Raw genomic sequence first — 25,350 nt, forward strand, 5'->3', positions numbered from 1 at the left:
TAATAGCCGCAGGCCCTCGGACTGCTGGGATCATTCCCAGCTTCCCGGATGCACAGTGGTGCGATTCGTTCTAACAACCGGAAGCGATTCTGGAAGGTTGCCTGTGCCAGCATAGGCGGCGTACCTCACCCTGCATCCGAAAGCTCCGAATCCAACAGGGCACGTTTGAATCGCCACCACTGTCCCGCGACCAAGGCGAGCCATAAAAGCAGATAGCTCGGCAAAACCATCGAATGCCGCATTGAGGCGGAAAAACCCGGTCTATCGGCAATCAGCCAAGCAAGACCCAATTCCGCGAGGTGCTTTGCTTTCTGCTTGGTTTCCTCATCGCGTATCACCTTGCGATCCACGTCAAATTCGAGCAATCCCGTAGCAATGGGATCCCGCCAAACCGCAAAACTGGCAGTTCCCCAAACATTCCACACCTTCACCTCCACCCTTCCGCTCCCCGAAATGAGAGTGGCATAACGCATCGAATCCACCCACGCCCAAAGCAAAAACACCAGCCCCGGCACGCCGAGCCAAAAGGCGCGTGAGCGGAACAAGCGGAAGCGCATGATCATCCACTAGCAACTAACTGCCCCACCGCAAAGCCAGCATTGACCCGCCCCCACTTTCCCGAAGAGTCACAGCGTGCCCTCGTTGCCTGATGCCTGGCTCGCCACGCCGCGGAAATTCCCGCTGCGGGACAAGCTCATCTACCTGCGGGTCGTGCGGCCGGAATGGGCGGAAGAAGATGACCTCCGCCATTTCTTCGAGAACCACCGCCGTGTGCTCACCCGTGGCCGGCTTGTTCTCGCCGCAGTGATCCAGGCAAATCCCTCCCTCTACGAACCCCGCGGACCGGACGCTCCCGGCGAAGTCGTCTACGACTTCACCGGCCGCATGGCGGAAGACGAGCTCCTCCACCTGGCGGACCGGCTGGAAACCCTCCGCCGCGACGGCTCGCGCGACGAGCGTGCCGACCGCATCGGCGACTATCTCGCACGGCGCGACGAGCGCGTCTTCGGCTGGCCCATTCCCGAAGGCTGGGGCCCGGAAACCTGCCGCATTTCCTCGGTCTATTTCCCGCGCCATCACCTGTGGGGTTGCCGGCTCGAGGAAAAGATCGTGCCGGTCTGCGTGGATCCCGAGACCGGAGTGGCGGTCGTCTTCCCCGCCAAATACTGGAGTTGAGCAGAGACGCCGGACTCATGGCCATCACACGGCAAGTGTCAGCGCCTGCGCGTTCGCCCAGCGCTTGAGCAGGCGGTATTCAAACTCCCCCGGCCAGCGGTTCCACTTGCCGCGGACCTGGACGATTCGGCGCGTGGCGCGTTCGACTTCGATGGTAAGTCGCGCCTCGTGACGAACGGGAACGATGGCAGGATGAAGCTGCCGCAGCGAAAAGATCGCCGATCTTCCACTCCGGCAACGGCGCCAATAGCCCGACACGCAGTGCCTTAGCGCCTCGCCTTCCGCAATGAGCTGCGCGTGGCAAAGCTTCTCGCGGAACGTCCACACCGAGGGATCTTCGAAGCCCTCCGCGCAAACCACCTCATAGGAACTGACGTCCGGCATCGGCGCCCAAGTCGCCTCGCTGAGGTGACGAAGCTCAGCTCGCAGGCCGGAGCGAGTGAGATCCGTGTCGCGAAAGCGAACTCCTTCCTTCAGGGCCGCATCCAACAACGATCGCCACCGTCTGAAGGCATGCAGCCTCAGCTCGCTGAGAGGGAGATCGACCAGCAAGCAGGCACGGTTGACGTGATGGTGATGAAGCAGCTCCACAATCACATCCGAGATCACACCAAATTCCCGCGCATCGAATTCTCGCGCCGAAGCCACCTTGGCAAACAGCCGCGACCACAAGTCGCCGTAACCGAATTCGAGGACACTGTTATGAGCGAGCACCTCGGTGATCAGAGCATCCGGGGCGCTGAGCGAAGCGAGCTGCCCCCAGCGCAGTGCTTGCGGGATCGTCAATGTCTCCGGGGCCTGCATCGCGAAATGGACCGCGCGCCCGCTGATCGACGCCGGGAAACCTTCCGCCTTACGCCAGCTACCACCGCGGGCGAGATGGCAGAACCAATCCCGCTCGAACGTCCGGAGATCGCCACGCGTTCGCCACGCCGAATCAAAGAACCTGGGAACCGGCCACTCCACGAAGAGATGCCGGAGCAGATCCGACCACATCTCCTCTGGCGATAGCCGGGCAGCGGGACGCCACGACTCGGGTTCACGCCGCCACTCGCCCGCGTAGGCCGCCACTCGCGAAAGCATCGGCACAATTTCCGCGGACAGCGGGTGAACTTGATCGAGCAAGTGACTTCGCTCGACGAGAACTTCGACAAGCCGTCGGCAAGGATCACGCAAGGGCACCGTGATCTTGCGAGGCGTATGGAACATGCGGCCGAAGGCACGGCCATGTTTGAGAAAACAAGGATTTCGGAAACGGGACGCAGTCCACGGCTGACCGGCGATGATGCCGGTGACGATGGCAAGGTCCCCTCCCGACCGGGAGTGGGATGAAGGCATGGAAACGGAGAGTTGGAAACGGACAAGCACGCCGCCCGGAAAAGGCGGCACGGCTACATCGCGCGCTCAAAAGGCGCGGCTGCCAGCCAACTCAGGAATGAACCGATGCCATAAACATGACTTCTCCGAACTACCCCACCACCCGCCGAAATCAATTCCAATCTCCCGCAGGCTGGACTCAGGCCCCGCCATCGGGATGGATCGGCGCGGATGGATCCGGAACTGGAAGCAGCAGCGAGAGCCGCAGGAGTGGGCCGCGGGGAAAAACACCTCTTCCTCTGTGCCGACGCGAGCAAGCCGAAGTGCTGCGATCCGGCACAGGGCCTCGTTTCGTGGGAATTCCTCAAGAAGCGGCTCGCGGAACTCTCGCAAAACGGCCCGCTGATCCTACGGACCAAGGCGGATTGCCTGCGCGTTTGCATCCGCGGGCCGGTGGCGGTCGTGTATCCGGATGGCGTCTGGTATCACTCCTGCACGCCGGAGGTGCTGGAGAGGATCGTATCCGAGCACCTCGTCGGCGGCGTGCCAGTGGAGGAATTCCGGCTCCGCGGCTGAAGCGGATTTCGCTCCGTGCTTGCTCCGGCGGGCCGTCCGGCGCATGGCTTGGCCCTTGCCATGCCCGGTCTGATCATCGCTCCACGCGCCCGCATTTTCCACGGCCACGAATGGGTCTACGCCACGGAGGTCAAAAAGACCTTCGGCGATCCCCAGCCCGGCGACGTGGTCACGCTGAAGGATTTCCGCGACCGTCCGATCGGCATGGCGATCTACAATCCCGCCTCGCAGATCGTCGCGCGGCGCTTCTCGCGACGCCGGCAGGACCTTGATGCGGACTTCTTCCTGCGCCGCATCGGCCAATCGATCGAGCAGCGGAAAAACTCCGGCGTCGATGAAACGCTGGCCCGCCTCGTATGGAGCGAGTCGGATGGCCTGCCCGGTCTCATCATCGATCGCTACGGCCCGCACGTCGTGGTGCAGACGCTCACGCTGGCCATGCGCCAGCGCGTCGAACTGATCGTGGCCGCGCTGAAGGAACTCATTTCACCGGAATCGATCATCCTCCGCAATGACTCCCCTGTGCTGAAAGCGGAAGGCATCGATGAAGAAATCACCATGCTTCACGGCGCGACTCCGGGCCCCTTCGTCGTCGAGGCGAATGGCTTGAAGTTCGAGATCGATGTCTTCGACGGCCAGAAGACCGGCCTCTACCTCGACCAGCTCCAATCCCACGCCGAAGTCGCGAAGTTTGCGAAAGGCAAGCGCGTCCTCGATTGCTTCACCAACCAAGGCGGCTTCGCGCTCGCCTGCGCCAAGGCCGGTGCCGCCAAGGTCACCGCCGTGGACATCTCCGAATCCGCCTGCGCCGCCGCCCGCCGCAATGCCGAGCTCAACGGCCTCGAGATCGAAGTCATCGCCCACAACGTCTTCGATTTCCTCAAGCACGCGCAGCCCGAGTATGACCTCATCATTCTCGATCCCCCGAGCTTCACCCGGAACAAGAAGACTCTCATGGACGCCATGCGCGGCTATAAGGAGATCCACCTGCGCTCGCTCAAGCTGCTGGAAAAAGGCGGGATCCTCTCGACCTTCTGCTGCTCCCACCACGCCAGCCGCGAGCTCTTCCAACAAAACCTCGTCGATGCCGCCGTGGACGCGAAGAAGTCACTGCGGCTCGTGATGAACCACGGCCAGCGCCCGGATCACCCCGTGCTGCTCGCCCTCCCTGAAACCGAGTATCTGAAAGGCATCACCGCGGAACTCATGGCCGGAAGATGACCGAGCCGGATCCCTATCGCCCTCCAGCCTCCGGAGTTGACCCGACCGCCGGCAGTCGCTCCTGCCCCGAATGCGGCCATGGGATGGAAGTTGGCGAGGCCACCGGCAGGATCTACTGGACGCCGGAAGGAACCTCCGCACTGCGACGGTTCATCGCCCCTGGCAGGGCTCTCATGGGAGGCTCGTTCCGCATCACCATGACCACGCCCCGTGCACCGGGACATCATTGCCGGAATTGCGGGCTGACGATTCTCAAGATGGCCCTATGACCCGCATCGGCCGACAGATGGCGGATCATTCCATCGAACTCTCCGGCTTTTCTCGTCCTGTGCCCTGGGGCACATACGGAGTGCCATCGTCCCATCGCGTCTCCCAACTCCCCGGAAAACATGAGACGACCCGAACATCTTGGTTTTGCATGAACACGGTCCCCCCTTCTCCTGGCAAACCTACCGGGGTGCCCCACACGGCCTTTTGGAAGGCCTCGGATGTAATCACGTAACCCATCTTCGGGATTTGGAACATTCCCTCCGATGTTTGCACCGCCAAACCCGCGGGAATCCCCCTCACATCCACGACCTGTCCGGTCGCCGGATGGAAAACAAATCCGGGTTGATTCGGAACCGGCTTCGCCAAGGGAAACCCCGAGTCCGCCTCGGGTTGCTTGGGCCGTTCCGGCCGTTGGCTTACCTTGGTAGGCTTCGCCGGCGCTGAGTCCACCACATCGCCATTCGTCCGGCCCCAATGACCACCCCTCTTCGCCGAAGGGAATCCTTCCGTGGAATCCACTCGATCCTTGTGGACCAGCAGAAGCAAAGCCAGCCCCAGCAAGAGTGCGGGCAAGACGTTGGAGTCGATCCTTCTCACGATGCCATCAGACGAAGCACTCCGCTTCCACGTCAAGGCACATCCCGGAACCTGTCCGTAAAATCAATGTCAACGGGTGTCGGCCGGAGCCTCACCGGGGACCTTGATGAAGCGCGGTTCATCCGGCGTTGAAGTGGGATCCTCGATCACCGAACCGGGCTCCAGACCCGTCGCATCGATAATGACTTTGTCGTAAGCACCGTCGTTGGCACCCGGCTTGACATGGGGGCTGGCGATGAATCCCGGCTTGCCCGGAATGAACTCAGCCACCGGAGCGTTCAGCTTTGCGTCTTCCTCGGCAAGTTCTCGCAGGGCCATCTCTTCATTGGCCTTGGCTGCATCCTCGGGCGACATCTTGGGCACTTGGAAGTGCTTCTTCTCCTCCGCCGGATACATGGGATCCGCCACCATCGCGCCCGCAGGAATGCCCCGCACATCGATGATGCTCCCACTGAAAGGACTCTTCACGAAGCCGGGCTTGTCAGCCACCGGCTCGGCCACGGGGAACTTCTTCTCGGCGACCGCAGGACGCTTGCTGGACTTCGTCGCCTTGCCCGTCGGAGCTTCGCCTTTCTCTTCGGCAACGGGAGACGAAGTGGACTCCGCAGACGCCGAAGCGGGAGGCTTCGGTGGAATCGCTGCTTCCTCGCGCTGGCAAGCGAGCGAAGACAAGGCCAAGATTCCCGCGAGTCCGATGAGTTTCATGTCCCTATTCCGTTAGAGTCCACCGTCATCCCGTCAAGCCGTCTGCCACTGACCCTATTATGGCTCCTCCTTCACCTCGTTGGGCTCGTCAGGAAGCTTGAAGAAGCGAGTCTCTCCTTCAGGCGAGCCGGGATCCTTGATGACATCGCCGGGATTGATGCCAGTGGCATCGATGATCTTATTGTCATAAGGGCTGAAAAAGAACCCTTGCTTGCCCGGGACCGGCTTGGCCACCGGGCCATTCCGCCTCACTGCTTCCTCGGCCGTCTTCAGACGAGCAACTTCCTCCTGCTCGGGGCCCATGTCTGGAACACGGAAATACTTCTTCGCGGAAGCCGGAAATGTCGGGTCTGCGACCAGACTGCCAGCCGGAATCCCGCCCACGTCGATTAACTTGCCATTGAAAGGACTCTTCACAAAGCCAGGCTTCACAGCCACGGGCTCGGCCACCGGCGGCTTCTTCTCGGCGACTTCAGGGCGCTCGCTGACCTTGCCCGGCTTGCTCGCCGCCGCGGCGCCCTTCTCCTCTTCGACAGCGGAAACGGCAGGTGCCCCGGATTCCGCGGGGGCCGATCCAGCCGGCTTGGCGGCAGCGGTTTCCTCCTTGTGCTGGCAAGCGAGCGACGACAGAGCCAGAATGCCCGCAAGTCCGATGAGTTTCATGTTCCTATTCCATGATAAGTCGCCGTCATCCCGTCAAGCTATCTGCCGATGAAGCCGGGTGAATGGCCATGGAACGCACAGTTACCGCTGCGCTTCGACCGCTTCATGGAACTCGCCCTCCACGATCCGGAGCGCGGCTACTACGCGCGTCGTATTCGCGGCGTCGGCAAGGGCGGCGACTTCACCACCACGCCGATGCTGACACCCGCACTCGGGAAAGCAGTGGCCGCATGGGCGAAGTCGGCACTGAAGGAAAGCGGCTGCCGCGACTTGATCGAGCTCGGCCCCGGCGAAGGAGTCCTCGCTGAATCCGTGATGAAAGCCTTCCCATGGTGGAGCAAACCACGCCTGCACTTGGTCGAGCGCTCCGTCCCGCTCCGTGAAAAGCAAGCCGTGAGACTCGGCAAGCGGGTGACTTGGCACGATACGATCGAATCCGCGCTCGATGCCTGCGGTGGCAAGGCATGCATCTACTCAAACGAATTCGCCGACGCCTTCCCCGTGCGCCGCTTCCGTCGCGAGGAAAGCGGCTGGAGCGAGCTGTTTCTCGATCCACAGGAAAGCTGGCAACGTTGCGATGAACTGCCGGAGTCCTCCGCCTTCGGACTTCCGCTTTCACCCGGACAAATCGTCGAGGTCACGGAGGCCTATCACGATTGGCTCCACCGCTGGCTGCCGAAGTGGCAGACCGGCCGCATACTCACCATCGACTACGGCACCCCGGTGGAAACGCTCTACCACCGCCGGCCACGCGGCACGGTCCGGGCGTATTTCCGGCAGCAGCGTCTGGAAGGCCCGGCGATCTATCAGAATCCCGGCCGCCAGGACCTCACCGCGGATGTGAATTTCACCGACCTGCAAGCGTGGTCATCCTCACACGTGGAAACCGTGAAACTCACCACCCAGCGCGAGTTCCTCCTACCGCACGCCAACCTCGCCGACCCGGCGGACGCCCACTCGGTGGATGCCGATGGCGCAGGCAGCGCCTTCATGGTGCTGGATCAACTCGTGAAATGAACCGTCCTCAATGCTCCGGAGGCTCCATCCTCCTGATCAAACCATCGATCACCGAATCCACCGACAGCTTGATCCTCTGATTCGCGGCAAGAGCCTGCGGTCCGTCGGGAAGATGGCGCCTCGCATATTCCACCGCTGCCTCCGTCCGCTTCCCGGCTTCAGCCATGAACGCAGCCTCGTCGGCAAGCACCGGCTGAAATGCCTCTCCCACCTTGAGGTGCCAGCGGTCGGAGTCCGCACAATAAACCGCGAGCACCCCGTCTTTTTCGACGCCGAGACGTGTTGCCGTTTCTAACAAATACCCATCCACGCCTCCCGTCGGCGTCTTTGCCAGCACTCGCGCACGGAGCTTCAGGCCGGTGAAGCGCTCGAAGTTGGCGAGCTTGAAGTTGAACGCCTTCGCCCGGTCCCAATCGGTCGGCAGGATCTTGTCGGGATCATCAAACGGAGCATCAGGGCCCGGCTCCCGCGGTCCGTTGTAGCGCTTCGCCGCCGCGGTCATTTTGCCAAACGACTCCTCGCTCACGCGGAATGCATCCGCCTCCCCGCCCACGCGGAGGATCTTCACCTTCATCGTGTCGCCTTGCTCGATCTTGGGAAGAACCTCCAAGCCCCGCACCACGTGGCCGAAGACGCTGTGCAGGAAGTCCAGCCGGTGCACCTCCCGCAGCATGAAGCACCACTGGGAGCCATTCGTGTCGGGCCCGTCATTCGCCATCTGCACCACCCCGGCGCGGTCGTGGCTCAGGGCCGGAGTGATCTCGTCCGGGAACAGGTAGCCCGCATCGCCATCGCCGGTCGCGGTCGGGTCTCCGCCTTGGGCGACGAAATCCTCGACCACCCGGTGAAAGGTGAGCCCGTCGAAAAATGGCGTGCCCTTCTTCGGGCCGAGCGCTCCTTCCGCAAGGCCCACATAGTTCGCGACGGTCATCGGCACCCGCTTGAAATGAAGCTCGGCCACAACCACCCCGCGTGGCGTGGTCACCTCCGCATAGAGTCCGTCCGGAAGAGGTTCGTCCGCTCTGGCGGAAAGCAGCAGAGCGACCGCGGAGAAACCCAAGAGCACTGAGCATTTTCCCATGTCCTCAGGGTCGCGGACTTTCCTCCCGCAGACAATCCCCGGCACCGTGACCCGCCGAATCTGCACCGCCCAACCGGTTTCCCGCCGAATCCCAATGCCGGACTCGTCTTGCCCCGGCGGAAAAACCGCGCATCTTCCGCCTATGCTTCGCGCCGTCCTCGCCCTCATCGTCTCGGTCCTGCCGCTTTCCGCCTTCGAGCTGCCCGCGAAATCGTCCCAGTGCGTCGTCGGCACCGCGAAGGACTGGAACACCTCCACCGTCACGCTGAATACCTACGAAAAGCAGAGCGGCAAGTGGGTGAAGACCGGCGGTCCCTGGCAAGGCCGGCTTGGCCGCGATGGCCTCGTCTGGGGCCTCGGCATCAGCCCGGTTCCCTCCGGCGGACGAATCAAAACCGAAGGCGACTGGCGCGCTCCCGCAGGCGTCTTCCGCATCGGCGGCGCCTGGGGCATTCATCCCAGCATCCAGAAAAATCCCAAGCTCTACTACCGCCAGGTCACCACCCGCGACATGTGGGTCGAGGACCCCGCGTCCCCGAGCTACAACAAGCACCTGGTGCTCGATCACGAGCCCGCCACCGCTTGGGAAAAGAAGCAGCAGATGAAGCAGGATGACTACCCGCATTCGCTCAAGCTCTTCATCGCCCACAATGCCGAGCCGAAGATTTCCCCCGGCCACGGCAGCGCCATCTTCTTCCACATCTGGCGCGGCGAGGGCTCCAAGCCGACCGCAGGCTGCACCACCATGCCGGAAAAGAAGCTCCGCGAGCTGATCGCCTGGATCGATCCCGACAAACAGCCCGTCTACGTGCTCCTGCCGGAAGCCGAATACCAGGCAAAGAAGGCCGAGTGGAAGCTGCCGTAATCTTCAAAACGGAGGCGCGGTAGCCTGCCCCTCGTAGCCTCCAACGGAGTGGGGTGATACCGCGGAATCCATCGAATAATCGGACCCTGCCGGACCACTTCGCATTCTCACGAATGCGCCTACATTCAGAAAGCGATCAAGTCGCATCCTTCTTCGCCGCCACCCCCTGATAAAAGATCGCCAGCACCGGCAAACAGATCGCGATCAGCGCCGTCTGCACCCACCAGTAGCTCGCCCAGCCGCCGTGCTGGTGCTCCACGGTGAAGTCGTAGAGATACTTCCCGAACAGGGTCCCAACCACCGAGCCCACGCCATTGCTCGCCAGCGTCAGCAGGCCCTGCGCCTGCGTCCGCATCGAGGGATCCACCCGCCGGTCCAGAAACAGCTGCCCGGTGATGAAGTAAAGCGTGTAGCACAGCCCGTGCAGCGCGATGCCCCCGATCAGCCATCCCGAGTTCCCCGTTTCCCCCGAGATCGCGAAGAGCGCATAGCGTAGCGCCGAAAGCCCCAGCGCCACCATCAGCACCGTCTTCACCCGGAAGCGCGTCATCACCACCGACATCAGCAACATTGCCACGATCTCGCTGATCTGGCCGATCGTCATCGTTGCGGACGGCTTGTCATTGCCGAGCGCGATCAGATGCATCGGCGTGTGCATGAAAAACACCGCCAGCGGGATGCTGAGCAGCGTGGTGACGGAGAAGAAAACTAGGTGATCGCGCTCCTTTAGCAGGCTGAAGGCATCCAGCCCCAGCAGCGTTCGGAGCGAGCGCGAGTTCCCCATCGGCGGCGTGTTCGGCAGCGAAAACGCGATCGCGGCCCCGGCGAAACGCGTCACCGCCGCTGCATATCCGGCCCCCGGCGAACCCTCGAAGTGGAACACGAAACTGGTCAGCACCCCCGCCGCCATCCACCCCAGCGTGCCGCCCAGCCGCACCACCGGGAATTCCCGTTCACCGGAGCGCAAGTGCACCATCGAGATGCTTGCCAGCATACTCCACATCGGCGCCGCCACGATCGATGCGGACGCGAACAGGCCGAGGAAAAGGCAAGGTGAATTGAACCTCTCCAGCGCCGCGAAAGCCGCAGCAAGCAACACCCCGCTGACCATGCCGATCACCGCAAAGACCTTCTGCGCCGGATAGCGGTTGTCCGCCACCGACCCCACGATCAGCGGCGAGATCAGCGCGGCCAGCGGCGCCGCCATGAACGCATACGCCACCCACTCGCTGCCCAGCCCCCGCGACTTAAGGATATTCGACAGCGCCGGCGTGTAGTAGCCCGGCGACATCCCCAAGAAAAAGAACACCGTCCACAAGCCATGTATGACCGCGAAGGAGGTGCGGGAAGACGTGGGCGCGGACACGGCGCGACGCTAGCGGGCCGATGCCACTGTGCAAGAACGCCCCAGCTCGATTGCGGGACAATTTCCCCAAGGGATGATTCGCAGGCTATCTTGGGAAAATGACCCGTTTGCTAACGACGACGATGTCGGCGCGATTCAACATCCCTTTTTGCGAAACGGTAGGCGATTCCAATGACCATCCCAATCCCTCCAAACAACACGGAGGCAAACGGCCAAATTAACGGACCGCCCGTATCCCCAGAGATTGCAGCGGCGATGAACAACAATAGAGGGATAAGGCACCCCCCTACTCCGCAACCAACGGCCGGGGCAGAGTTGCCGGCTTTCGAACGCTCGCCGTCTGGAGGTCCGGTACCATTGCCTTCGCTTGGCTCGGATTCCGGCGGCTGATAGGGATTAATCATCTTTTGACTGCCGCGAAGCGTAGCCACCACTCTCGCCTGCCAGCAACCAAGCCCTTACAGCTTCCGCTGCCCGTTACCCCGCACCCGGTACTGATAGCTCGTCAGCTCGCGCAGACCCATCGGCCCGCGCGCGTGGAGCTTGTCGGTGGAAATCCCAATCTCCGCACCGAAGCCGAACTCCTCACCATCCGCGAGTCGGGTCGAGACATTGTGGAAGACACAGGCCGAGTCGCAGCCGGACAGGAAGGCGGTCGCCGCCGCATCATCGCCCGTCACGATGGTCTCGGTATGATGCGAGCCATGGGTATTGATGTGCTCGATCGCCTCTTCCAGTGAATCGACAATCTTCACGGACAGGATCAGATCGAGATACTCGGTACCCCAGTCTTCTTCCGTCGCGGGCACGGCATCGATGATCTGGCGGGTGCGCTCGCAGCCGCGGAGTTCGACGCCCTTTTCCACCAGCTCCTCCGCAATCGTGGGCAAGTGGCTCTGCGCAACGGCAGAATGAACCAGCAAAGTCTCCAGCGCGTTGCACACGCCAGTCTTCTGGACCTTAGAGTTGACGGTGAGCTTCACCGCCATGTCGAGGTCGGCAGCCTTGTCCACGAAGAGGTGGCAGATGCCGTCATAGTGCTTGATGACCGGCATCCGCGCCTGCGAGACCACGGTCTCGATCAACCCTTTGCCACCCCGCGGGATGATCAGATCCAGCCACTTGTCCATCTGGCACAACGCACTGACGCTGGAGCGGTCGGTGAAAGGAATGAGCTGGATCGCATGCGCGGGCAGGCCCGCATTCTCGCCACCGGCTTGCAAGGCATCGGCGATGGCGCGGTTGCTATGGATCGCCTCGGAACCACCGCGCAGGATGGTGGCGTTACCGGTCTTGAAGCACAGCACCGCCGCATCGCTCGTCACGTTCGGGCGGCTCTCATAAATGATCCCGATGGTGCCGATCGGCACGCGCACCTGCTGGAGGTGCATGCCATTCGGACGGGTGTATTTCTCCATCACCTGACCGACGGGATCGGGCAAGGCGATGACCTGGTCGATGCCATGCGCGATCGCTTCCACCTTCGCGGCGTCCAGCTTCAGGCGCTCCAGCATCGGCTTCGCGAGCCCCTTCGCTTCGCCCGCGGCAAGATCGAGGGCGTTGGCGGCGACAATCTCGGCCGTGCGCGCGCGCAATTCGGCGGCCATCGCCTTGAGAATCTCGTTCTTCTGCTCCGTCGTGAGTTGGGAAAGCTTGTACGAGGCCGCGCGCGCGTTGCGGGCCAGCGTTTCCACGGCGGAGAAGACTTCGGCGTCGGTCATGGGGTCGGACTAAAGGCAGGTGGGCCCGGAATGCAAAATTTGAAAGGCGGGAATCGTGCCGTCGTTGGCACTAAAGGCTTATTACTGGGCGTTCGCTGCGAAACGGGTCGAAACGCCCTTTTCCCCGGCGAGGATGGCAGCGAGCCGCTCCGGCTTGCGGCCGTGGGCGATGTGAACGGTGATCCCGGCATCGACGGAATTCTTCACCGCCTGCAGTTTCGAGGCCATTCCACCGATCGAAAAGCGGCCCCGCTCGTCCTTTGCGAAACCGAGCACCGCATTCACGTCCGGCACATCCTCGACGAGTTCATTCGTCTCCGGCGAAAGCAGTCCGTCCACCGAAGTGAGCAGCACCAGCGTCTTCGCGCCGAGCAGCGCGGCGACCTGCGAGGAAAGCATGTCATTGTCACCCACCCGGAGTTCTTCCACGGCCACCGAGTCGTTTTCGTTGATGATCGGCACGATGTTCGGCTCCGCGAGCAAGCGGTGCAGCGTGTCCGAGACATATTGCCGGCGCTCCGGCGTCTGGAGGTCCGCAGCCGTGAGCAGGACTTGGGCGACCGCCAGATTGAAATTCTGGAACAGCGACCCGTAGGTATGCATCAGCCGCGCCTGACCGACGGCCGCACAGGCCTGCTTGGTGGTCAAATCGCTCGGATAGCCGCCGAGCCCGAAAGCGGAAACACCCGCGCCGACCGCACCGGAACTGACCAGCAGACAGCGGTGCCCGCTCTCCACGAGCCCGGCGATGGCGGTGACGAGACGGACCAGCGAGGCACCATCGAGCGTCCCATCGCTCGCGCGAGTCAGGACGCCGGTGCCAGCCTTGATGACAGTGAGAGTTTCCATGTCGGCGGAAATGCGGGGCGCGGCTATGGCCGGAAATCCCCCCGGAGGCCATCGCAAAGCGTGGCAACGGGTCCTGCCTCCCTATTTCCCCTCGGGGTCGTGCCCCGCCCGCCGCCTCGCTTCCCGCACTCGCTCGCGTTCCTTGTAGCGACATCCCCGGCAACGGACCGCCGTCGAGTAGTAGGGAGCCTTTACCACCTCATAGTACCAACGCTGGCTCTCCGCCGACCACGTGCAGAGCACCCCACAGTCCTTGCAGAGGAAGGACAGGGCCCTGAAGAACGACGGCGGACGACACCAAGAACCGCCGAAGTTCACCAAGTCGGGATCGACCGGAATCGCGTCGGCGGGAATCTCGGAAGCCTGCTTGATCCAGCCCCGTTCCAGCAGCTTCGCGATCCGTCCCTCCCGGAAAACGGTGGTCCGTCTGGCCTCGGACTTGGATCTCCGGCGGGTCATTTCAGGCAGGCTATTCCGAAACCCGCCCGCCCCGCAACCCGCTCTTGCCCCCTCGCCCCGTCGCGTTTACAGCCGCCCGCATGAACTCGTTCCCGCCGCCCGGTGACAAGAAGGCGCTCGAAGAAGGCCTGGTGTTCACCCCGAAGTTCGATGCCGATGGCCTGGTCCCGGCGATGGCGATCGACGCCACCACCAAGGAGCCGCTGATGCTCGCCTACATGAATGCCGAGTCGCTGGCGCTCACCTTGGAGCTCGGCGAAGCCGTCTACTGGTCCCGTAGCCGGAAGGAAATCTGGCACAAGGGCAAGACCTCCGGACAGATCCAGAAAGTCGTCGAAATCCGCACCGATTGCGACCAGGACGCCCTCGTCGTTTACGTCGAGCAAACCGGCGGCGGCTGCTGCCACACCGGCCGGAATGACTGCTTCTACCGCAAGGTCGCCGGACGCAACCCCGAGGGCGGAGCCCTGCTTGCCTTCAAAAACGAGCAATGAACTTGGGAAAAAGGGCCGGAAATTCGCAAATTTCGCGGTTGCAATCGCCGGACCGTTCCCCTAGTTCTCCCGCCCCTCGCGCCTCCGGGTGCCGGGAACAGCCATTTTCAAGTAAGGAGGACCGCCATGGACATCATCAAAAAGATCGAGCAGGAGCAGCTTAAGACCGACATCGCCGACTTCAACGTGGGTGACACCGTGAAGGTCCACACCCGGGTCGTCGAAGGCGGCAAGGAGCGCGTCCAGATCTTCGCAGGCATCGTGATCGCCCGCCGCGGCACCAGCGTGAATGCCTCCTTCACCGTCCGTAAGATTTCCTACGGCGAAGGCGTCGAGCGTGTGTTCCCGCTCCACACCCCGCGTATCTCCAAGATCGAAGTGGTCAGCAAGGGCAAGGTCCGCCGCGCCAAGCTTCACTACCTCCGCAACCGCGTCGGCAAGAAGGCCATGCAGGTCAAGGCCGCCGACAAGGCTTGATCCATCTCGGGATTCCCCTTTCCAAAACGCGCCACGGTTCATCCGCGGCGCGTTTTTTTCATTCCGGGATAGAGAGTGGAACACTTGCCCCTTGGCGGTGGCGGGCGGATGACCAATGCTCCCTCTCGTGCGCCGCGTCCCCATCCTTGCCGTGATTCCCCTGACCATCGGGGTGATCGCCGTGCCGTGGTGGGCATGGACGAAGGACATGGATTTCACCAAGCCGCCGAGCGATTTCCAGCTCCGCCGGATTCGCGCCGACACCGCGGCCGCGCTTTCCAAACCGAAGCGCGACAAGCCTTCGAATACGGCCGAGGAGGTACAACAGCGCGACGTGCAGTCTCCGATCAAGCCGCCGCCGGTGATCGACCCCGGCGATCCCCATGCCCCGGCTGCGCTCGATGCCTTCCGTGAGAACACCGACAAGGGCGCCCAGGCGCTGATCCAGCTGGCAGTGTATTTGGAGGAGCAGGGCGGAAATGCCCGCGCCTTGCTGGCGTGGGAACGGGTAATCGACTCGTGCAAGCCGGACGATTCCCAGCGCGCCGCGGCCCTCGCCGGCATCCAGCGTCTGCGTCCGTCGGTGGCGCCGTGGGCCGCCGATCCCCTTGCCAAGCCACTGGTGCTGGAGGCGGTCGTGGGCCAGGGAACTCCCCATCCTGCGCTGGACGCCCTGCTGGAGGAGGCCTCACGGATCGCCGCGAGCTCGTCCGCGGGTCTGGTGAAATTCGTCCCCCGCGTGGATTTGCCGGACACTCCGGACCAGAAGAAGAAGGAAAAACCGAAGCCCAAGCCGAAGCCAAAACCCAAGCCGAAGGGCAAGGAAAAGGACAAAGCCGCCGAACCTGCCGAGCCACCGGCACCGCCTGCTCCACCACCGCCTCCGCCGCCTCCCCTTTCCCTGCAAATCCTGACGGATGGCGATACCGTGAAATCGACCGGCATGGTCGAACTCGCGCTGCCGGAAGATCCGACCGAACTGCGGCGCGAAATCCTGCGCGGGATTTACCGCTTGGCGGCTTCGCAGATCGCAGCGAGCACCGACTTCAATCCGCCCGACCCCCTCTCCGATACCGATGATCCGGTTCCCGCCCTGTCGGCGCGGATCACGCGACTGGGTTGGTCGGAGTTCGGAAAATCGCTGCAGGCGACGGATCGGCCCTAAGAGAACACTGGACGCACCCGTTTCTCCGGGGAAGCTTCGCCAGATGATCCGTTCCCTCCTTCTGATGCTCGCCGCGAGCCCGCTGCTCTGTGCCGATCCGGCACCGGCGGAGCCCGGCAAGAAAGGCGGCGCATTCGGCCCTGACGAGTCCGCCGAGCCCGTGTCCCCTGTCGAGCCGGGCACCCTGCCCGCCCCCGACCAACCGGTCGCTCCCGCCGAGCCGGCGATCAAGGAACTGGACGCCGATCGCGTGCAGATCGGTGAGGTGATCCTGAACAAGAAGACCCGCGAAATCCGCTTTCCCGCCGCCGTGAATATGGCCGGCGGTGAACTGCTGGAGTTCGCGCTGGTCCACACCAATGGCAAGGTCCACGAGTCGCTGCTGGTCACGGACGTGTCCGCCACCCCCATCAATCTCGCCTTCAAGCTGCTGCGCTATCCTGCCTCGGAAGAACTCTACGCGATCATCGAGAAGGACGGCACCATGTCGAACGAGTTCCCGAAAGTGGCGGACGACGTGAAAGCCGGAGCCCGTCTCAAGATCAGCGTCGAATGGGAAGACGCCGGCAAGAAGCGCACCGCCAGCATCAACGACTGGATCGCCCACGGCACCACCGGTGAGCAAATGCCCGCTGCCGATCCATGGGTCTATGGCGGCTCCCGCGTCCGCGATGGCAAGTTCGTCCCGGACGTCACCGGCGACTACATCGCGATCTACCTCAGCAATGCCGCGCTGATCAATTTCTCCGGCAAGGACAACAATTCCGACGAGGTGTGGTTGCCCTTTCCCAAGCGCGTGCCACCGGAGGGCACCAAAGTCACCGTCATCATCACACCCCAACAGCAGAAACCTGCCGCCAAAAAATGAAGTCCGCCGTTTGTCTCGCCTTCGCCTCCACCATCGCGCTCGCGCCAGCGCAGGAGAAGAAGAGTAACCCTTACCTGTCCCTGCAGGTCGAAATCAAGCAGGCCATCGCCCGCGGCAATGCCTTCCTCGCCAAGCAGCAGCAGGAAGACGGCCACTGGGACCAGGCGGATCTGCCCGCTTTCACCGCGCTCGCCCTGACCGCCGGCGCCCGTGACCCGGGTCGCCCGTCGCAGACCGAGCTGCCGCCGAATATCGCCAAGGGCTTCCAGTGGCTGCTCAAGCAGCAGAAGGAAGACGGCGGCATCTACAACAAGGGCCTCTCGGTCTATAATACCGCCACCTCTGTGACCGCGCTGACCGCGGGCGGCCTCGAGGAATTCGAGCCTGCAATCGTGAAGGGCCGCAAGCACCTGATCGACCAGCAGTGGGACATCGGCCAGAAGAAGGAGACCGACAACCTGAACGACGGCGGCATCGGCTACGGTTCGAAGAACGACCACACCGACCTCTCGAACACCTATCTCGCGATCGAAGCGCTCGCGCTTTCAAAGAAAGTCGTCGAAGACGGCAAGCACGGCGACCAGCCCGATCTCGACTGGAAGGCCGCGCTGGTTTTCCTGTCGCGTTGCCAGGCCATCGACAGCCCGACCGCCTTGCCGGAAAGCGCCCAGTCGGACCAGAACAAGGGCGGCTTCCGCTACGCCCCGACCGAGTCGAAGGCCGGCGAAGACAAGCTGCCCGACGGCCGCACCGCTCTTCGCTCCCATGGATCGATCACCTACGCCGGCCTGCTCTCGCTCATCTACGCCAAGCTCGGCCCGGATGATCCGCGCGTGAAGGCCGTGAAGGAGTGGCTCGGCAAGAACTACACCCTCACCGAGAACCCCGGCATGGGCTCGCAGGGCCTCTATTATTACTATCAGACCATGTCGAAGGCCCTGTCCGCCGCGAACATCGACAAGCTGGAACTCGCCGACGGCAAGAAGGCCGACTGGCGCAACGATCTCGCCAACGCCATCCTCAGCAAGCAGGGTGCGGATGGCTCGTGGACGAACGAAAACGCCCGCTGGATGGAGTCGAATCCCATCCTCGTCACCGCCTACACCGTGATGTCGCTGGAGCAGATCTACTACTCCATCCCGAGCGAACCGTAAGCCACCGGGAGCGCGGGATTCATCCCGCCCGGAAGATTCAAGGGAGTGCGGATCCGTCCGCGCTCCCTTTTTCATTGCGACCAAAACCTCACATTCCGTGGGCGCGTTGGTGACAACAATCCAATTACCGGAACGACACCTCGTATCCCCGCTCCTTGCGGAACTTCTTCAAAAACCGCGGCAGCCACGTCGGCCTCCGCAGGCGCCGTGAAATCCGCCGCCGCGCCTCAAACCAATCCGCGATGCCCGCCCACAGCCCGAGCGACCCGCCATGGGCAATGCCGTCCGGCAGCTCGTAGCCGAGCAGCTTCATCCGCCGCGCCCGTTCGCCCGAAACGTATTCCCGCGCCCAGGCGCGGCGATACCAGTTCGAGAGCTCCTTCTTCCACGCGTCGCGGCTGTCCGGCGAAATCTTGTTGTAGCGCTTCACTCCCGTCGGATCGCCCAGGGTGCCACCCGTCGAGGTGACCAGATCTTCCCCCAGCACAGCGGCGAGATTCTCCCAGCCAAGATAAGCACCGAGGCGCGTCAGCTCCGCAGCCGGATCCGTCACGAGATCCTCATACTTGATCTGGAAAACGCGGTCGCCGTGCTTTTCACAGAAGTCCTGAAGCCGCTGCTGACCCTCGTGCAAGTCAATGCCGAATTCATCCGGACACCAGCGGCCCTTGCGAAAGGTCGAGGACACCGACGACGCCACCGCGACCGGATGCCGCCACAGCACGATGAACTTCGCGTCCGGAAAGGTCGCCAGGATTTCCTCCCCGATCAGCGTGTAGCGCGGCGTCTTGTCGAGGAACCACTCCTTGCCGCCAGCGAGCCCGTCGTAAATGCCGAGCATCAGCTCGCGAACCCCCTTCCGGTAGGCCTCGTCGTAGCCGTCCCACGCCTTGCGCATGTCGGCAGCGGCCGTTTCCACCAGCGATTCCCAGTAGGTCGCCTTGCGGGTCATCGCCTCGTCATCCCCCAGAAAGCGCAGCAGCAGGCTCGGCTCGCCGAGGGTCGCGCATTTCCCGCTCATCAAGAGCAGCCGCTGCAGCAGGGTCGATCCCGCGCGCGGCAACGACAGCAGGAAGACCGGGCGGGTCATGGGCGTTGGTAGCCGAAGTAGGCGATCTCGTCGGCGAAAGTCTCGGCGATGAAGTCGCTCAGCTTGTCATCGTAGTACTGCGCCGCACTTCCACGATCGGAGCGATTCCGCACCGGCAGCTCCACGGTCGGGATTTCGAGGCGCTCGCAGACCTTCTGGAAATCCTCGTTGAGGTGCTCGTAGCGGATGATGAAATCGACATTCGCGAACGGCGGCTTCCCCGCGTCGGTCGGCAGGGCGAAATACTCGCGCAGCGGGCGAACCTCCTTTTCCACGAACTTCCGGAACTTCTTCGCGTTCCACTCGGTCTCCCGGCGATGCGGCGAGAACCAGAAAGAGATCATCCGGTCCCAAGGATTCCGGACGCAGGCGAACTTGAAAAAGCCGTCCGCCTCCTCCTTGCCCAGCTCGCGGTAGTAATCTGCCAGCACCGAGTGCTTCACCAGATCGCGGCCCTCGGAGCGCACCTCAAAGCGCTCCACCCCATCCTGGCCGCCGCTGGCAACGATCCGATCCTCGGAGTAATCCCGCAGGATGTTCTGGATCGAGTTGCCCGCAGTCTTCGGGATGTGGACGAAGAGGAAGCGTTTCTGGAGGGAAATCATGGCGGACGCTTGCCCAGCCTTCCCGAACCAAGCGGCAGTGGTCAAGGCCGGTTCCTGAAAGCGGCGACGACCGGCGACCGCTCGCCGCGAAGAAAGGTGTCGGACCCGCCCCATTCCTTGGACAACTCGTGATGCTCGAAAACCGACGCGACGGATCGATCGCATCACCCGATTTCGAAGAGACATGAGAAAGGTTCCTTGAACGGCGTTTTACTGACGGAACTGGTTCATTGACACGGGGTTCTTCGTCGCTAGCCTCGCGCGTCCGCGCCCGAGGGACCCACGACCTTTTCGTCGTCCCCATGCGCCTTTCCACAGTTAACCTACTCCACGAACTACAGATGGCTACCGTGAAGAAGTCCGCCAAAAAGGCGGCCAAAAAAGCGCCCGCTGCCAAGGGCACCAAGTACGTCTACACCTGGGGCAACGGCAAAGCCGATGGCAACGGGTCGATGAAGGCCCTCCTCGGCGGCAAAGGCGCGAACCTCGCGGAAATGACCCGCATTGGTCTGCCTGTGCCTCCTGGATTCACCGTGACCACCGAGGTCTGCACCTACTTCTACGCCAACAAGAAGACCTACCCGTCCTCCCTGCAGGCTCAGATGGAAGCTGGCGTGAAGAACATGGAGAAGATCATGGGCTGCAAGTTCGGCGATGCGAAGGGCCTCCCGCTCCTCGTGGCCGTGCGCTCCGGTGCCCGCGATTCCATGCCGGGCATGATGGACACCATCCTCAACCTCGGCCTCAACGACGAGACCGTGAAGTCCCTCGCCGCCGTCACCAAGAACGAGCGCTTCGCTTGGGACTGCTATCGCCGCTTCGTCCAGATGTATGGCGACGTCGTTCTCGGCGTGCAGAAGACCGAAGGCGAAGACCACGAGCCTTTCGAGGTCGTGATCGAAGAATTCAAGCACGAGAAGTATCACAAGGACATCATCGACTCCGACCTCACGGCCGATGACCAAAAGGAACTCGTGAAGCGCTTCAAGGCGCTCGTGAAGAACCGCACCGGCAAGGGTTTCCCTTCCGATCCTTGGGAGCAGCTCCGCGGTGCCGCCGGTGCCGTGTTCAGCTCTTGGATGAATGACCGCGCGATCGTGTATCGCCGCAAGTACAACATCCCTGCCGAGTGGGGCACCGCCGTGAACGTGCAGGCGATGGTCTACGGCAACACCGGTGACACCTCCGGTTCCGGCGTGGCCTTCACCCGTAACCCCGCCAACGGCGTGAACGAATTCTACGGCGAGTTCCTCGTGAACGCGCAGGGCGAAGACGTCGTCGCCGGTGTCCGCACCCCGGATCCGGTCGCCCTCATGAAGAAGGCGATGCCGAAGCCCTTCGCGGAACTGATGAAGGTCCGCGCCATCCTTGAGAAGCACTTCAAGGACGTGCAGGACGTCGAGTTCACCGTGCAGGAAGGCAAGCTGTTCATGCTTCAGACCCGTAACGGCAAGCGCACCGCTGCTGCCGCGCTGAAGTTCTCCATGGACATGGTGAAGGAAGGCCTCATCGACTGGAAGACCGCCGTTCTCCGCAACCCGGCCGACCAGCTCGACCAACTCCTCGCCCCGATCTTCGACCTCGCCGAAGTGAAGAAGGCAAAGGAACTCGCCAAGGGTCTCCCGGCCGGCCCAGGTGCCGCTTCCGGTAAGATCTACCTCAACGCCGACCGCGCCGCGGCCGCCGCTGAAAAGGGTGAGCGCGTCCTCCTCGTCCGCAACGAAACCTCTCCGGAAGACCTTCGCGGCATGATCGCTGCCGAGGGCATCCTTACCGCCAAGGGCGGTGTTTCGTCCCACGCCGCTCTCGTCGCCCGCCAGATGGGCAAGGTTTGTATCTGTGGTGCCTCCACCATCGATATCGACTATGACAAGAAGACCGTGAAGGTCGCAGGTGAAACCTTCAAGGAAGGTGACTACCTCTCGATCGACGGCACCAGCGGCACCGTTTACGGTGGCGAGCTGAAGACCGCTCCTTCGGAAATCATCACCGGCATCGTCGATGGCGACAAGGTGGCGAAGAAGACCGAGAAGTTTAAGAGCTTCCTCAAGCTCATGGAATGGTGTGAGCAAGCCACCAAGATGGCCGTCCGCACCAATGCCGACACCCCGGAGCAGACCCGTATCGCAGTGGCCTTCGGCGCTGTCGGCATCGGCCTGACCCGTACCGAGCACATGTTCTTCGAAGGTGACCGCATCGACGCGATGCGCGAGATGATCCTCGCCACCACGCTGGAAGCCCGCAAGGCCGCCCTGGCCAAGCTCCTTCCTTACCAGCGCGAGGACTTCACCGGCATCTTCAAGACCCTCAAGGGTCTGCCGGCCACCATCCGCCTCCTGGACCCGCCGCTCCACGAATTCCTTCCTCACACGAAGGAGCAGCAGCTCGATCTCTCCAAGAAAATCGGCGTGCCGGTCGAGAAGATCATCCAGCGCGTGCACGACCTGCACGAGTTCAACCCGATGCTCGGCCACCGCGGCTGCCGCCTCGGCATCGCCTACCCGGAAATCACCGAGATGCAGGCCCGCGCCATCTTCGAAGCCGCCGCTGACGTGGCGAAGAAGAAGATCGCCGTGAAGCCTGAGGTGATGATCCCGCTCGTCGGTTTCGGCAAGGAGTTCGAACTCCAGGCCGCCATCGTCCACAGCGTGGCGAAGGAAGTCATGGCCGAGAAGAAGGTCAGCTTCGAATACCAGGTTGGCACCATGATCGAAGTCCCACGCGGTGCCCTCACCGCCGACGAGATCGCCAAGGGCGCCGAGTTCTTCAGCTTCGGCACCAACGACCTCACCCAGACCGCTCTCGGCATCAGCCGTGACGACATGGGCGCGTTCCTCATGCCATACATCGAAAGCGAAGTGTTCTCCAAGAACCCGTTCGCCACCCTCGATGCGACCGGCGTGGGCCAGCTCATGGAAACCGCCGTCACCAAGGGCCGCAGCACCCGTCCGAACATCAAGCTCGGCATCTGCGGTGAGCACGGTGGTGATCCGGACTCCGTGAAGTTCTGCCACAAGCTCGGCCTGAACTACGTGTCCTGCTCGCCATACCGCGTGCCCGTCGCCCGCCTCGCCGCTGCCCAGGCCGCGATCGAAGAAGGCAAGGGTGCCGCTCCGGCAAAGAAGGCTGCCAAGAAAGCCGCCAAGAAGGCTCCTGCGAAAAAGGCAGCCAAGAAGGCCGCAAAGAAGAAGTAAGCCGCAAGGCTAGCTTCCTCAGCTAGATATCAAAAGCCGCCCCGGGAAACCGGAGCGGCTTTTTCGTTCTGCTACTGGTGGGGGAAAGTTACCTAGGCGTATCAGCATTCGGCGCGAACTGCGGCGTCACCGCGGGCCATGAGAGCTTCGCATTCGGATACGACGGGCTGCCCGCGGCGAGGACCCCGGTCGCCGGGTTGAAGCTGAGCGGCTTCTTCAGCAGGAAGACGTAAGCATCCAGCCCCGCTCCTTCCTGGCTGACGGTAGTTTGCACGCCGCCATTCGGGAGGATGACGCGTTCGGTCGAGGTGAAGGAGCCACTGGCCCTGAGAGTGAAGTTCAGCGCATTGCCCGCCGATACCTGAAGCACGCCATTGTTCCAGATCAAGTCGGTCATCACGTCGTTGGCATCGGTCGGATCGATGGACTTCAGCGAGGATCCGCCCGACCACGTGATGGTGGTGGCCACGTCGGGATAGTGCACGCCGGTGGCAGTGACGGTGCCGGTGCAATCAGCCATGTTCGAAAACACCACGCCGAGGTACTGCGGCGTCATTTCCGGCATGCCGCGGGAGCCATGGATGTCGCCGCGGAATTTCACGTTCAGGTCCATGGTCGCACTGAGCGCCCCTTCGCCGGCAACCTCGTATTTGAAGGGAACCGTCCACTCGGTGATCGGGACCTTGTTACTATAGGAATAGTAATTCTTGCTCTTCACCACCTGGATTTCCCCGCGCGGCGGATTCTTCGGCGTGCGGATGACGATACCATCGTAGTGATGCCAGCGCTCCACCTTCATCACCTGGCCACCCCACAGCACGCTGCGCTGCGATTCACCCGGATCGGGACCGAAGTCACCCTCGATCAGGTATTTGCTGAAGGGCTCGGTTTCATAGGGAGCTTCGGCGAGCACGCGCATCACCGATGGCAACAGGATGTGGCCCGGCGTCGTCGCGTGGCTATACCACACGAGTTTCGCATTCGGCCGACCTTGGTTTGAGTATTGCGGGCTGGGATCATAGTCGTAGCCGTTCTGCGCCATCCACCAGCGGATCGCATCGAGCGAGAACGAACGCTCCTTCGGCACCGAGATCGGCGGCTCCTGATTCGTGCCCAGCAGACGATCAAAGATCTTCAAACACGGCGTCCCGCTGTGATCACCGGAAAGCCAATCCCAGCTCACGAACGAGCCCGCATTCGCTGCGATGAAAGCATTCCCGATATCCGGATCGCCACCGAAGCAGGCATCAAGCACGACAATGGAATGCGGCGCGAAGTGCATGCGCTGGCGGATGAACTTCGCAGTGACGGCGTATTGCGGGACGGTCTCGCCCTTTACGATGCCCAGCCGTAGCTCGCCGGAATTGCGCATCTCGGTGTAAATGGGCCGCGAAACCGCCTTGGCATACTCACCGGTGACGATCATCACCCCCAGCTTCACGCCCTTCTCATCTTCATAAGGAACACCGTGTGCGTGCCAGAAGAGCACCCCGAGTGGCGAGCTATCCGGAGCCCACGATACGATCTCCGGAACCGTGGTGATGAGGTAGTTCGTGGTATTGTAGCCCTTGCCACTCAGCCAGCCGGCGATGGTCGGCGCGGAGTTCGGAAAACGCGACTCCAATGAGAACGCCGTCACTGCAGTATTCTTGCCTGGCAGATCACCGATGGGGGCGACCTTCGGGCCAAACGTCACTTCTTCCTTCGGAAGCTCGGCGGCAGCCATCGGCATCGGAGTGCCGCCATCTGCCGAGGTGCGCGGCTTTTGCATCAGCACGCACACCTCGCCATCGGCGAACTTGACGCAGATGTTCCCCACCACGGATTCGGCCCAGGCATCCACCACGTTCGGCTGCGATTTCGCCCATGCGATGAGGTTCGCGCGGAAGGTCGCGGGTGGCAGGCCATCCCACTGGATCATCTTCGTGCCAGCCACCGTCAGCAGATCGACCTTCACCGATTCTGCCACAGGTTGTCCGTAGGACAGCGTGATGAGATCCGGATCGGAGAGCTCCACCGCAGGCACCGTGGTCTCGGTGCCGGTGCGGACCCGGGCGAAGCACCTGCTACCCGGCTGTCGCGGCAGGCGAAAAACAAGCCTCGCCTCACGACCATCGGTCGCACAGGCGAGCATCTGCCGCCATGGTGCAGGCGAGGAAAGATCGCCGCTGATTTCCAGCACCGCGCATCGCGTCCCGGTCGGCACGGTGGCATCCACCTCGAAGCGGCCGAGCGAGTCTATGCACGTGCCAGTGGTGACGGGGTTCGCAGCATTCGCGCCGAGGCAAAGGCCGAGCGCTAGGGAAAGAACCTGGAGGAGTTTCATGAGGGCCGGGACCATGTGCCTCCGGGCAGCCCCTCGTAAATGGGTCGAAAGGTGCAAAGGCCCCGCCTTCACAAGCATGGGAATTCGCCCCATA

General features: G+C 62.6%; 24 protein-coding genes. 12 read left to right on the top strand and 12 right to left on the bottom strand.

From position 1 onward, the window contains the following. Positions 1 to 125 precede the first annotated feature (125 nt). Positions 126 to 557 (bottom strand): hypothetical protein, encoded by a 432-nt coding sequence (locus tag WKV53_RS04450; RefSeq protein WP_341403146.1) that lies wholly within the window; start codon positions 555 to 557, stop codon positions 126 to 128. A gap of 76 nt (positions 558 to 633) precedes the next feature. Between WKV53_RS04450 and WKV53_RS04455 the strand changes: the two genes are divergently transcribed. After that, the gene (locus WKV53_RS04455; protein WP_341403147.1) at positions 634 to 1,176 is read left to right on the top strand and encodes a hypothetical protein; all 543 of its coding nucleotides are present in this window, start codon (positions 634 to 636) and stop codon (positions 1,174 to 1,176) included. A 24-nt stretch (positions 1,177 to 1,200) separates the two neighbouring features. On the opposite strand, the gene WKV53_RS04460 is transcribed toward WKV53_RS04455, so the two are convergent. Next, positions 1,201 to 2,514 carry a PcfJ domain-containing protein gene (locus WKV53_RS04460; protein ID WP_341403148.1) on the bottom strand — a complete coding sequence of 438 codons (1,314 nt, stop codon included), beginning with the start codon at positions 2,512 to 2,514 and terminating at the stop codon, positions 1,201 to 1,203. Between the two features lie 210 nt (positions 2,515 to 2,724). Here WKV53_RS04460 and WKV53_RS04465 point away from each other — a divergent pair, with 210 nt between their 5' ends. Genes WKV53_RS04465 through WKV53_RS28670 form a run of 3 tightly spaced genes read left to right on the top strand, consistent with a single transcriptional unit; the run spans position 2,725 to position 4,559 of the window. Further along, positions 2,725 to 3,069: a (2Fe-2S) ferredoxin domain-containing protein gene (locus WKV53_RS04465; RefSeq protein WP_341403149.1), complete on the top strand. Its 345-nt coding sequence runs from the start codon at positions 2,725 to 2,727 to the stop codon at positions 3,067 to 3,069. 60 nt (positions 3,070 to 3,129) lie between these two features. Beyond that, positions 3,130 to 4,290: a class I SAM-dependent rRNA methyltransferase gene (locus WKV53_RS04470; RefSeq protein ID WP_341403150.1), complete on the top strand. Its 1,161-nt coding sequence runs from the start codon at positions 3,130 to 3,132 to the stop codon at positions 4,288 to 4,290. Beyond that, positions 4,287 to 4,559, top strand: a complete 273-nt coding sequence (locus tag WKV53_RS28670) for a PF20097 family protein (RefSeq protein WP_375341821.1) — start codon at positions 4,287 to 4,289, stop codon at positions 4,557 to 4,559. Before WKV53_RS04470 ends, WKV53_RS28670 begins: the two co-directional genes overlap by 4 nt. Before the next feature lie 667 nt (positions 4,560 to 5,226). Here WKV53_RS28670 and WKV53_RS04475 read toward each other — a convergent pair. After that, entirely contained in the window at positions 5,227 to 5,862 is a 636-nt protein-coding gene (locus WKV53_RS04475; protein WP_341403151.1) for a hypothetical protein, read from the bottom strand. A gap of 57 nt (positions 5,863 to 5,919) precedes the next feature. Continuing rightward, positions 5,920 to 6,525 (bottom strand): hypothetical protein, encoded by a 606-nt coding sequence (locus tag WKV53_RS04480; RefSeq protein WP_341403152.1) that lies wholly within the window; start codon positions 6,523 to 6,525, stop codon positions 5,920 to 5,922. A gap of 48 nt (positions 6,526 to 6,573) precedes the next feature. On the opposite strand from WKV53_RS04480, the gene WKV53_RS04485 reads away from it, so the two are divergent. Continuing rightward, positions 6,574 to 7,542, top strand: a complete 969-nt coding sequence (locus WKV53_RS04485; protein WP_341403153.1) for an SAM-dependent methyltransferase — start codon at positions 6,574 to 6,576, stop codon at positions 7,540 to 7,542. 7 nt (positions 7,543 to 7,549) lie between these two features. On the opposite strand, the gene WKV53_RS04490 is transcribed toward WKV53_RS04485, so the two are convergent. Continuing rightward, positions 7,550 to 8,623 (bottom strand): peptidylprolyl isomerase, encoded by a 1,074-nt coding sequence (locus WKV53_RS04490; RefSeq protein WP_341403154.1) that lies wholly within the window; start codon positions 8,621 to 8,623, stop codon positions 7,550 to 7,552. A gap of 142 nt (positions 8,624 to 8,765) precedes the next feature. On the opposite strand from WKV53_RS04490, the gene WKV53_RS04495 reads away from it, so the two are divergent. Next, on the top strand, positions 8,766 to 9,488 hold the full coding sequence (locus WKV53_RS04495; RefSeq protein WP_341403155.1) for a L,D-transpeptidase family protein: 723 nt from the start codon (positions 8,766 to 8,768) through the stop codon (positions 9,486 to 9,488). A 136-nt stretch (positions 9,489 to 9,624) separates the two neighbouring features. On the opposite strand, the gene WKV53_RS04500 is transcribed toward WKV53_RS04495, so the two are convergent. The 4 genes from WKV53_RS04500 to WKV53_RS04515 form a co-directional block, all read right to left on the bottom strand. Then, positions 9,625 to 10,854: an MFS transporter gene (locus WKV53_RS04500; protein ID WP_341403156.1), complete on the bottom strand. Its 1,230-nt coding sequence runs from the start codon at positions 10,852 to 10,854 to the stop codon at positions 9,625 to 9,627. 458 nt (positions 10,855 to 11,312) lie between these two features. Then, entirely contained in the window at positions 11,313 to 12,575 is a 1,263-nt protein-coding gene (locus WKV53_RS04505; RefSeq protein WP_341403157.1) for a glutamate-5-semialdehyde dehydrogenase, read from the bottom strand. 81 nt (positions 12,576 to 12,656) lie between these two features. Then, positions 12,657 to 13,424, bottom strand: a complete 768-nt coding sequence (gene proB / locus WKV53_RS04510; protein WP_341403158.1) for a glutamate 5-kinase — start codon at positions 13,422 to 13,424, stop codon at positions 12,657 to 12,659. A gap of 81 nt (positions 13,425 to 13,505) precedes the next feature. Further along, positions 13,506 to 13,883: a zinc-ribbon domain containing protein gene (locus WKV53_RS04515; protein WP_341403159.1), complete on the bottom strand. Its 378-nt coding sequence runs from the start codon at positions 13,881 to 13,883 to the stop codon at positions 13,506 to 13,508. Between the two features lie 80 nt (positions 13,884 to 13,963). Between WKV53_RS04515 and hisI the strand changes: the two genes are divergently transcribed. The 5 genes from hisI to WKV53_RS04540 all read left to right on the top strand — a co-directional run bounded on the left by hisI (position 13,964) and on the right by WKV53_RS04540 (position 18,041). Further along, positions 13,964 to 14,377: a phosphoribosyl-AMP cyclohydrolase gene (hisI, locus tag WKV53_RS04520; RefSeq protein WP_341403160.1), complete on the top strand. Its 414-nt coding sequence runs from the start codon at positions 13,964 to 13,966 to the stop codon at positions 14,375 to 14,377. Positions 14,378 to 14,503: 126 nt separating this feature from the next. Next, positions 14,504 to 14,854, top strand: a complete 351-nt coding sequence (gene rplS / locus WKV53_RS04525) for a 50S ribosomal protein L19 (RefSeq protein WP_341403161.1) — start codon at positions 14,504 to 14,506, stop codon at positions 14,852 to 14,854. A gap of 127 nt (positions 14,855 to 14,981) precedes the next feature. Continuing rightward, positions 14,982 to 16,019: a hypothetical protein gene (locus WKV53_RS04530; RefSeq protein WP_341403162.1), complete on the top strand. Its 1,038-nt coding sequence runs from the start codon at positions 14,982 to 14,984 to the stop codon at positions 16,017 to 16,019. A 43-nt stretch (positions 16,020 to 16,062) separates the two neighbouring features. Then, positions 16,063 to 16,887 carry a YdjY domain-containing protein gene (locus WKV53_RS04535; RefSeq protein ID WP_341403163.1) on the top strand — a complete coding sequence of 275 codons (825 nt, stop codon included), beginning with the start codon at positions 16,063 to 16,065 and terminating at the stop codon, positions 16,885 to 16,887. Further along, positions 16,884 to 18,041 (top strand): prenyltransferase/squalene oxidase repeat-containing protein, encoded by a 1,158-nt coding sequence (locus WKV53_RS04540; protein WP_341403164.1) that lies wholly within the window; start codon positions 16,884 to 16,886, stop codon positions 18,039 to 18,041. The genes WKV53_RS04535 and WKV53_RS04540 overlap by 4 nt, the downstream gene beginning before the upstream one ends. Positions 18,042 to 18,165: 124 nt before the next feature. Here the strand turns inward: WKV53_RS04540 and WKV53_RS04545 are convergent, their stop codons facing one another. Then, entirely contained in the window at positions 18,166 to 19,131 is a 966-nt protein-coding gene (locus WKV53_RS04545; protein ID WP_341403165.1) for a sulfotransferase family protein, read from the bottom strand. Beyond that, a complete protein-coding gene (locus WKV53_RS04550) occupies positions 19,128 to 19,736 on the bottom strand; it encodes a sulfotransferase family 2 domain-containing protein (protein ID WP_341403166.1) in 609 nt (202 codons plus the stop codon). Before WKV53_RS04550 ends, WKV53_RS04545 begins: the two co-directional genes overlap by 4 nt. Positions 19,737 to 20,038: 302 nt before the next feature. Here WKV53_RS04550 and ppdK point away from each other — a divergent pair, with 302 nt between their 5' ends. Next, positions 20,039 to 22,930 carry a pyruvate, phosphate dikinase gene (ppdK, locus tag WKV53_RS04555; protein WP_341403167.1) on the top strand — a complete coding sequence of 964 codons (2,892 nt, stop codon included), beginning with the start codon at positions 20,039 to 20,041 and terminating at the stop codon, positions 22,928 to 22,930. 88 nt (positions 22,931 to 23,018) lie between these two features. Here ppdK and WKV53_RS04560 read toward each other — a convergent pair whose 3' ends face one another. Continuing rightward, positions 23,019 to 25,256, bottom strand: coding sequence for a hypothetical protein (locus WKV53_RS04560; protein ID WP_341403168.1), 2,238 nt, complete (start codon positions 25,254 to 25,256; stop codon positions 23,019 to 23,021). Positions 25,257 to 25,350 lie beyond the last annotated feature (94 nt).

Origin of the sequence: Luteolibacter sp. Y139, from assembly GCF_038066715.1 — a bacterium.
Taxonomy (GTDB): Bacteria; Verrucomicrobiota; Verrucomicrobiia; order Verrucomicrobiales; family Akkermansiaceae; genus Haloferula; species Haloferula soli.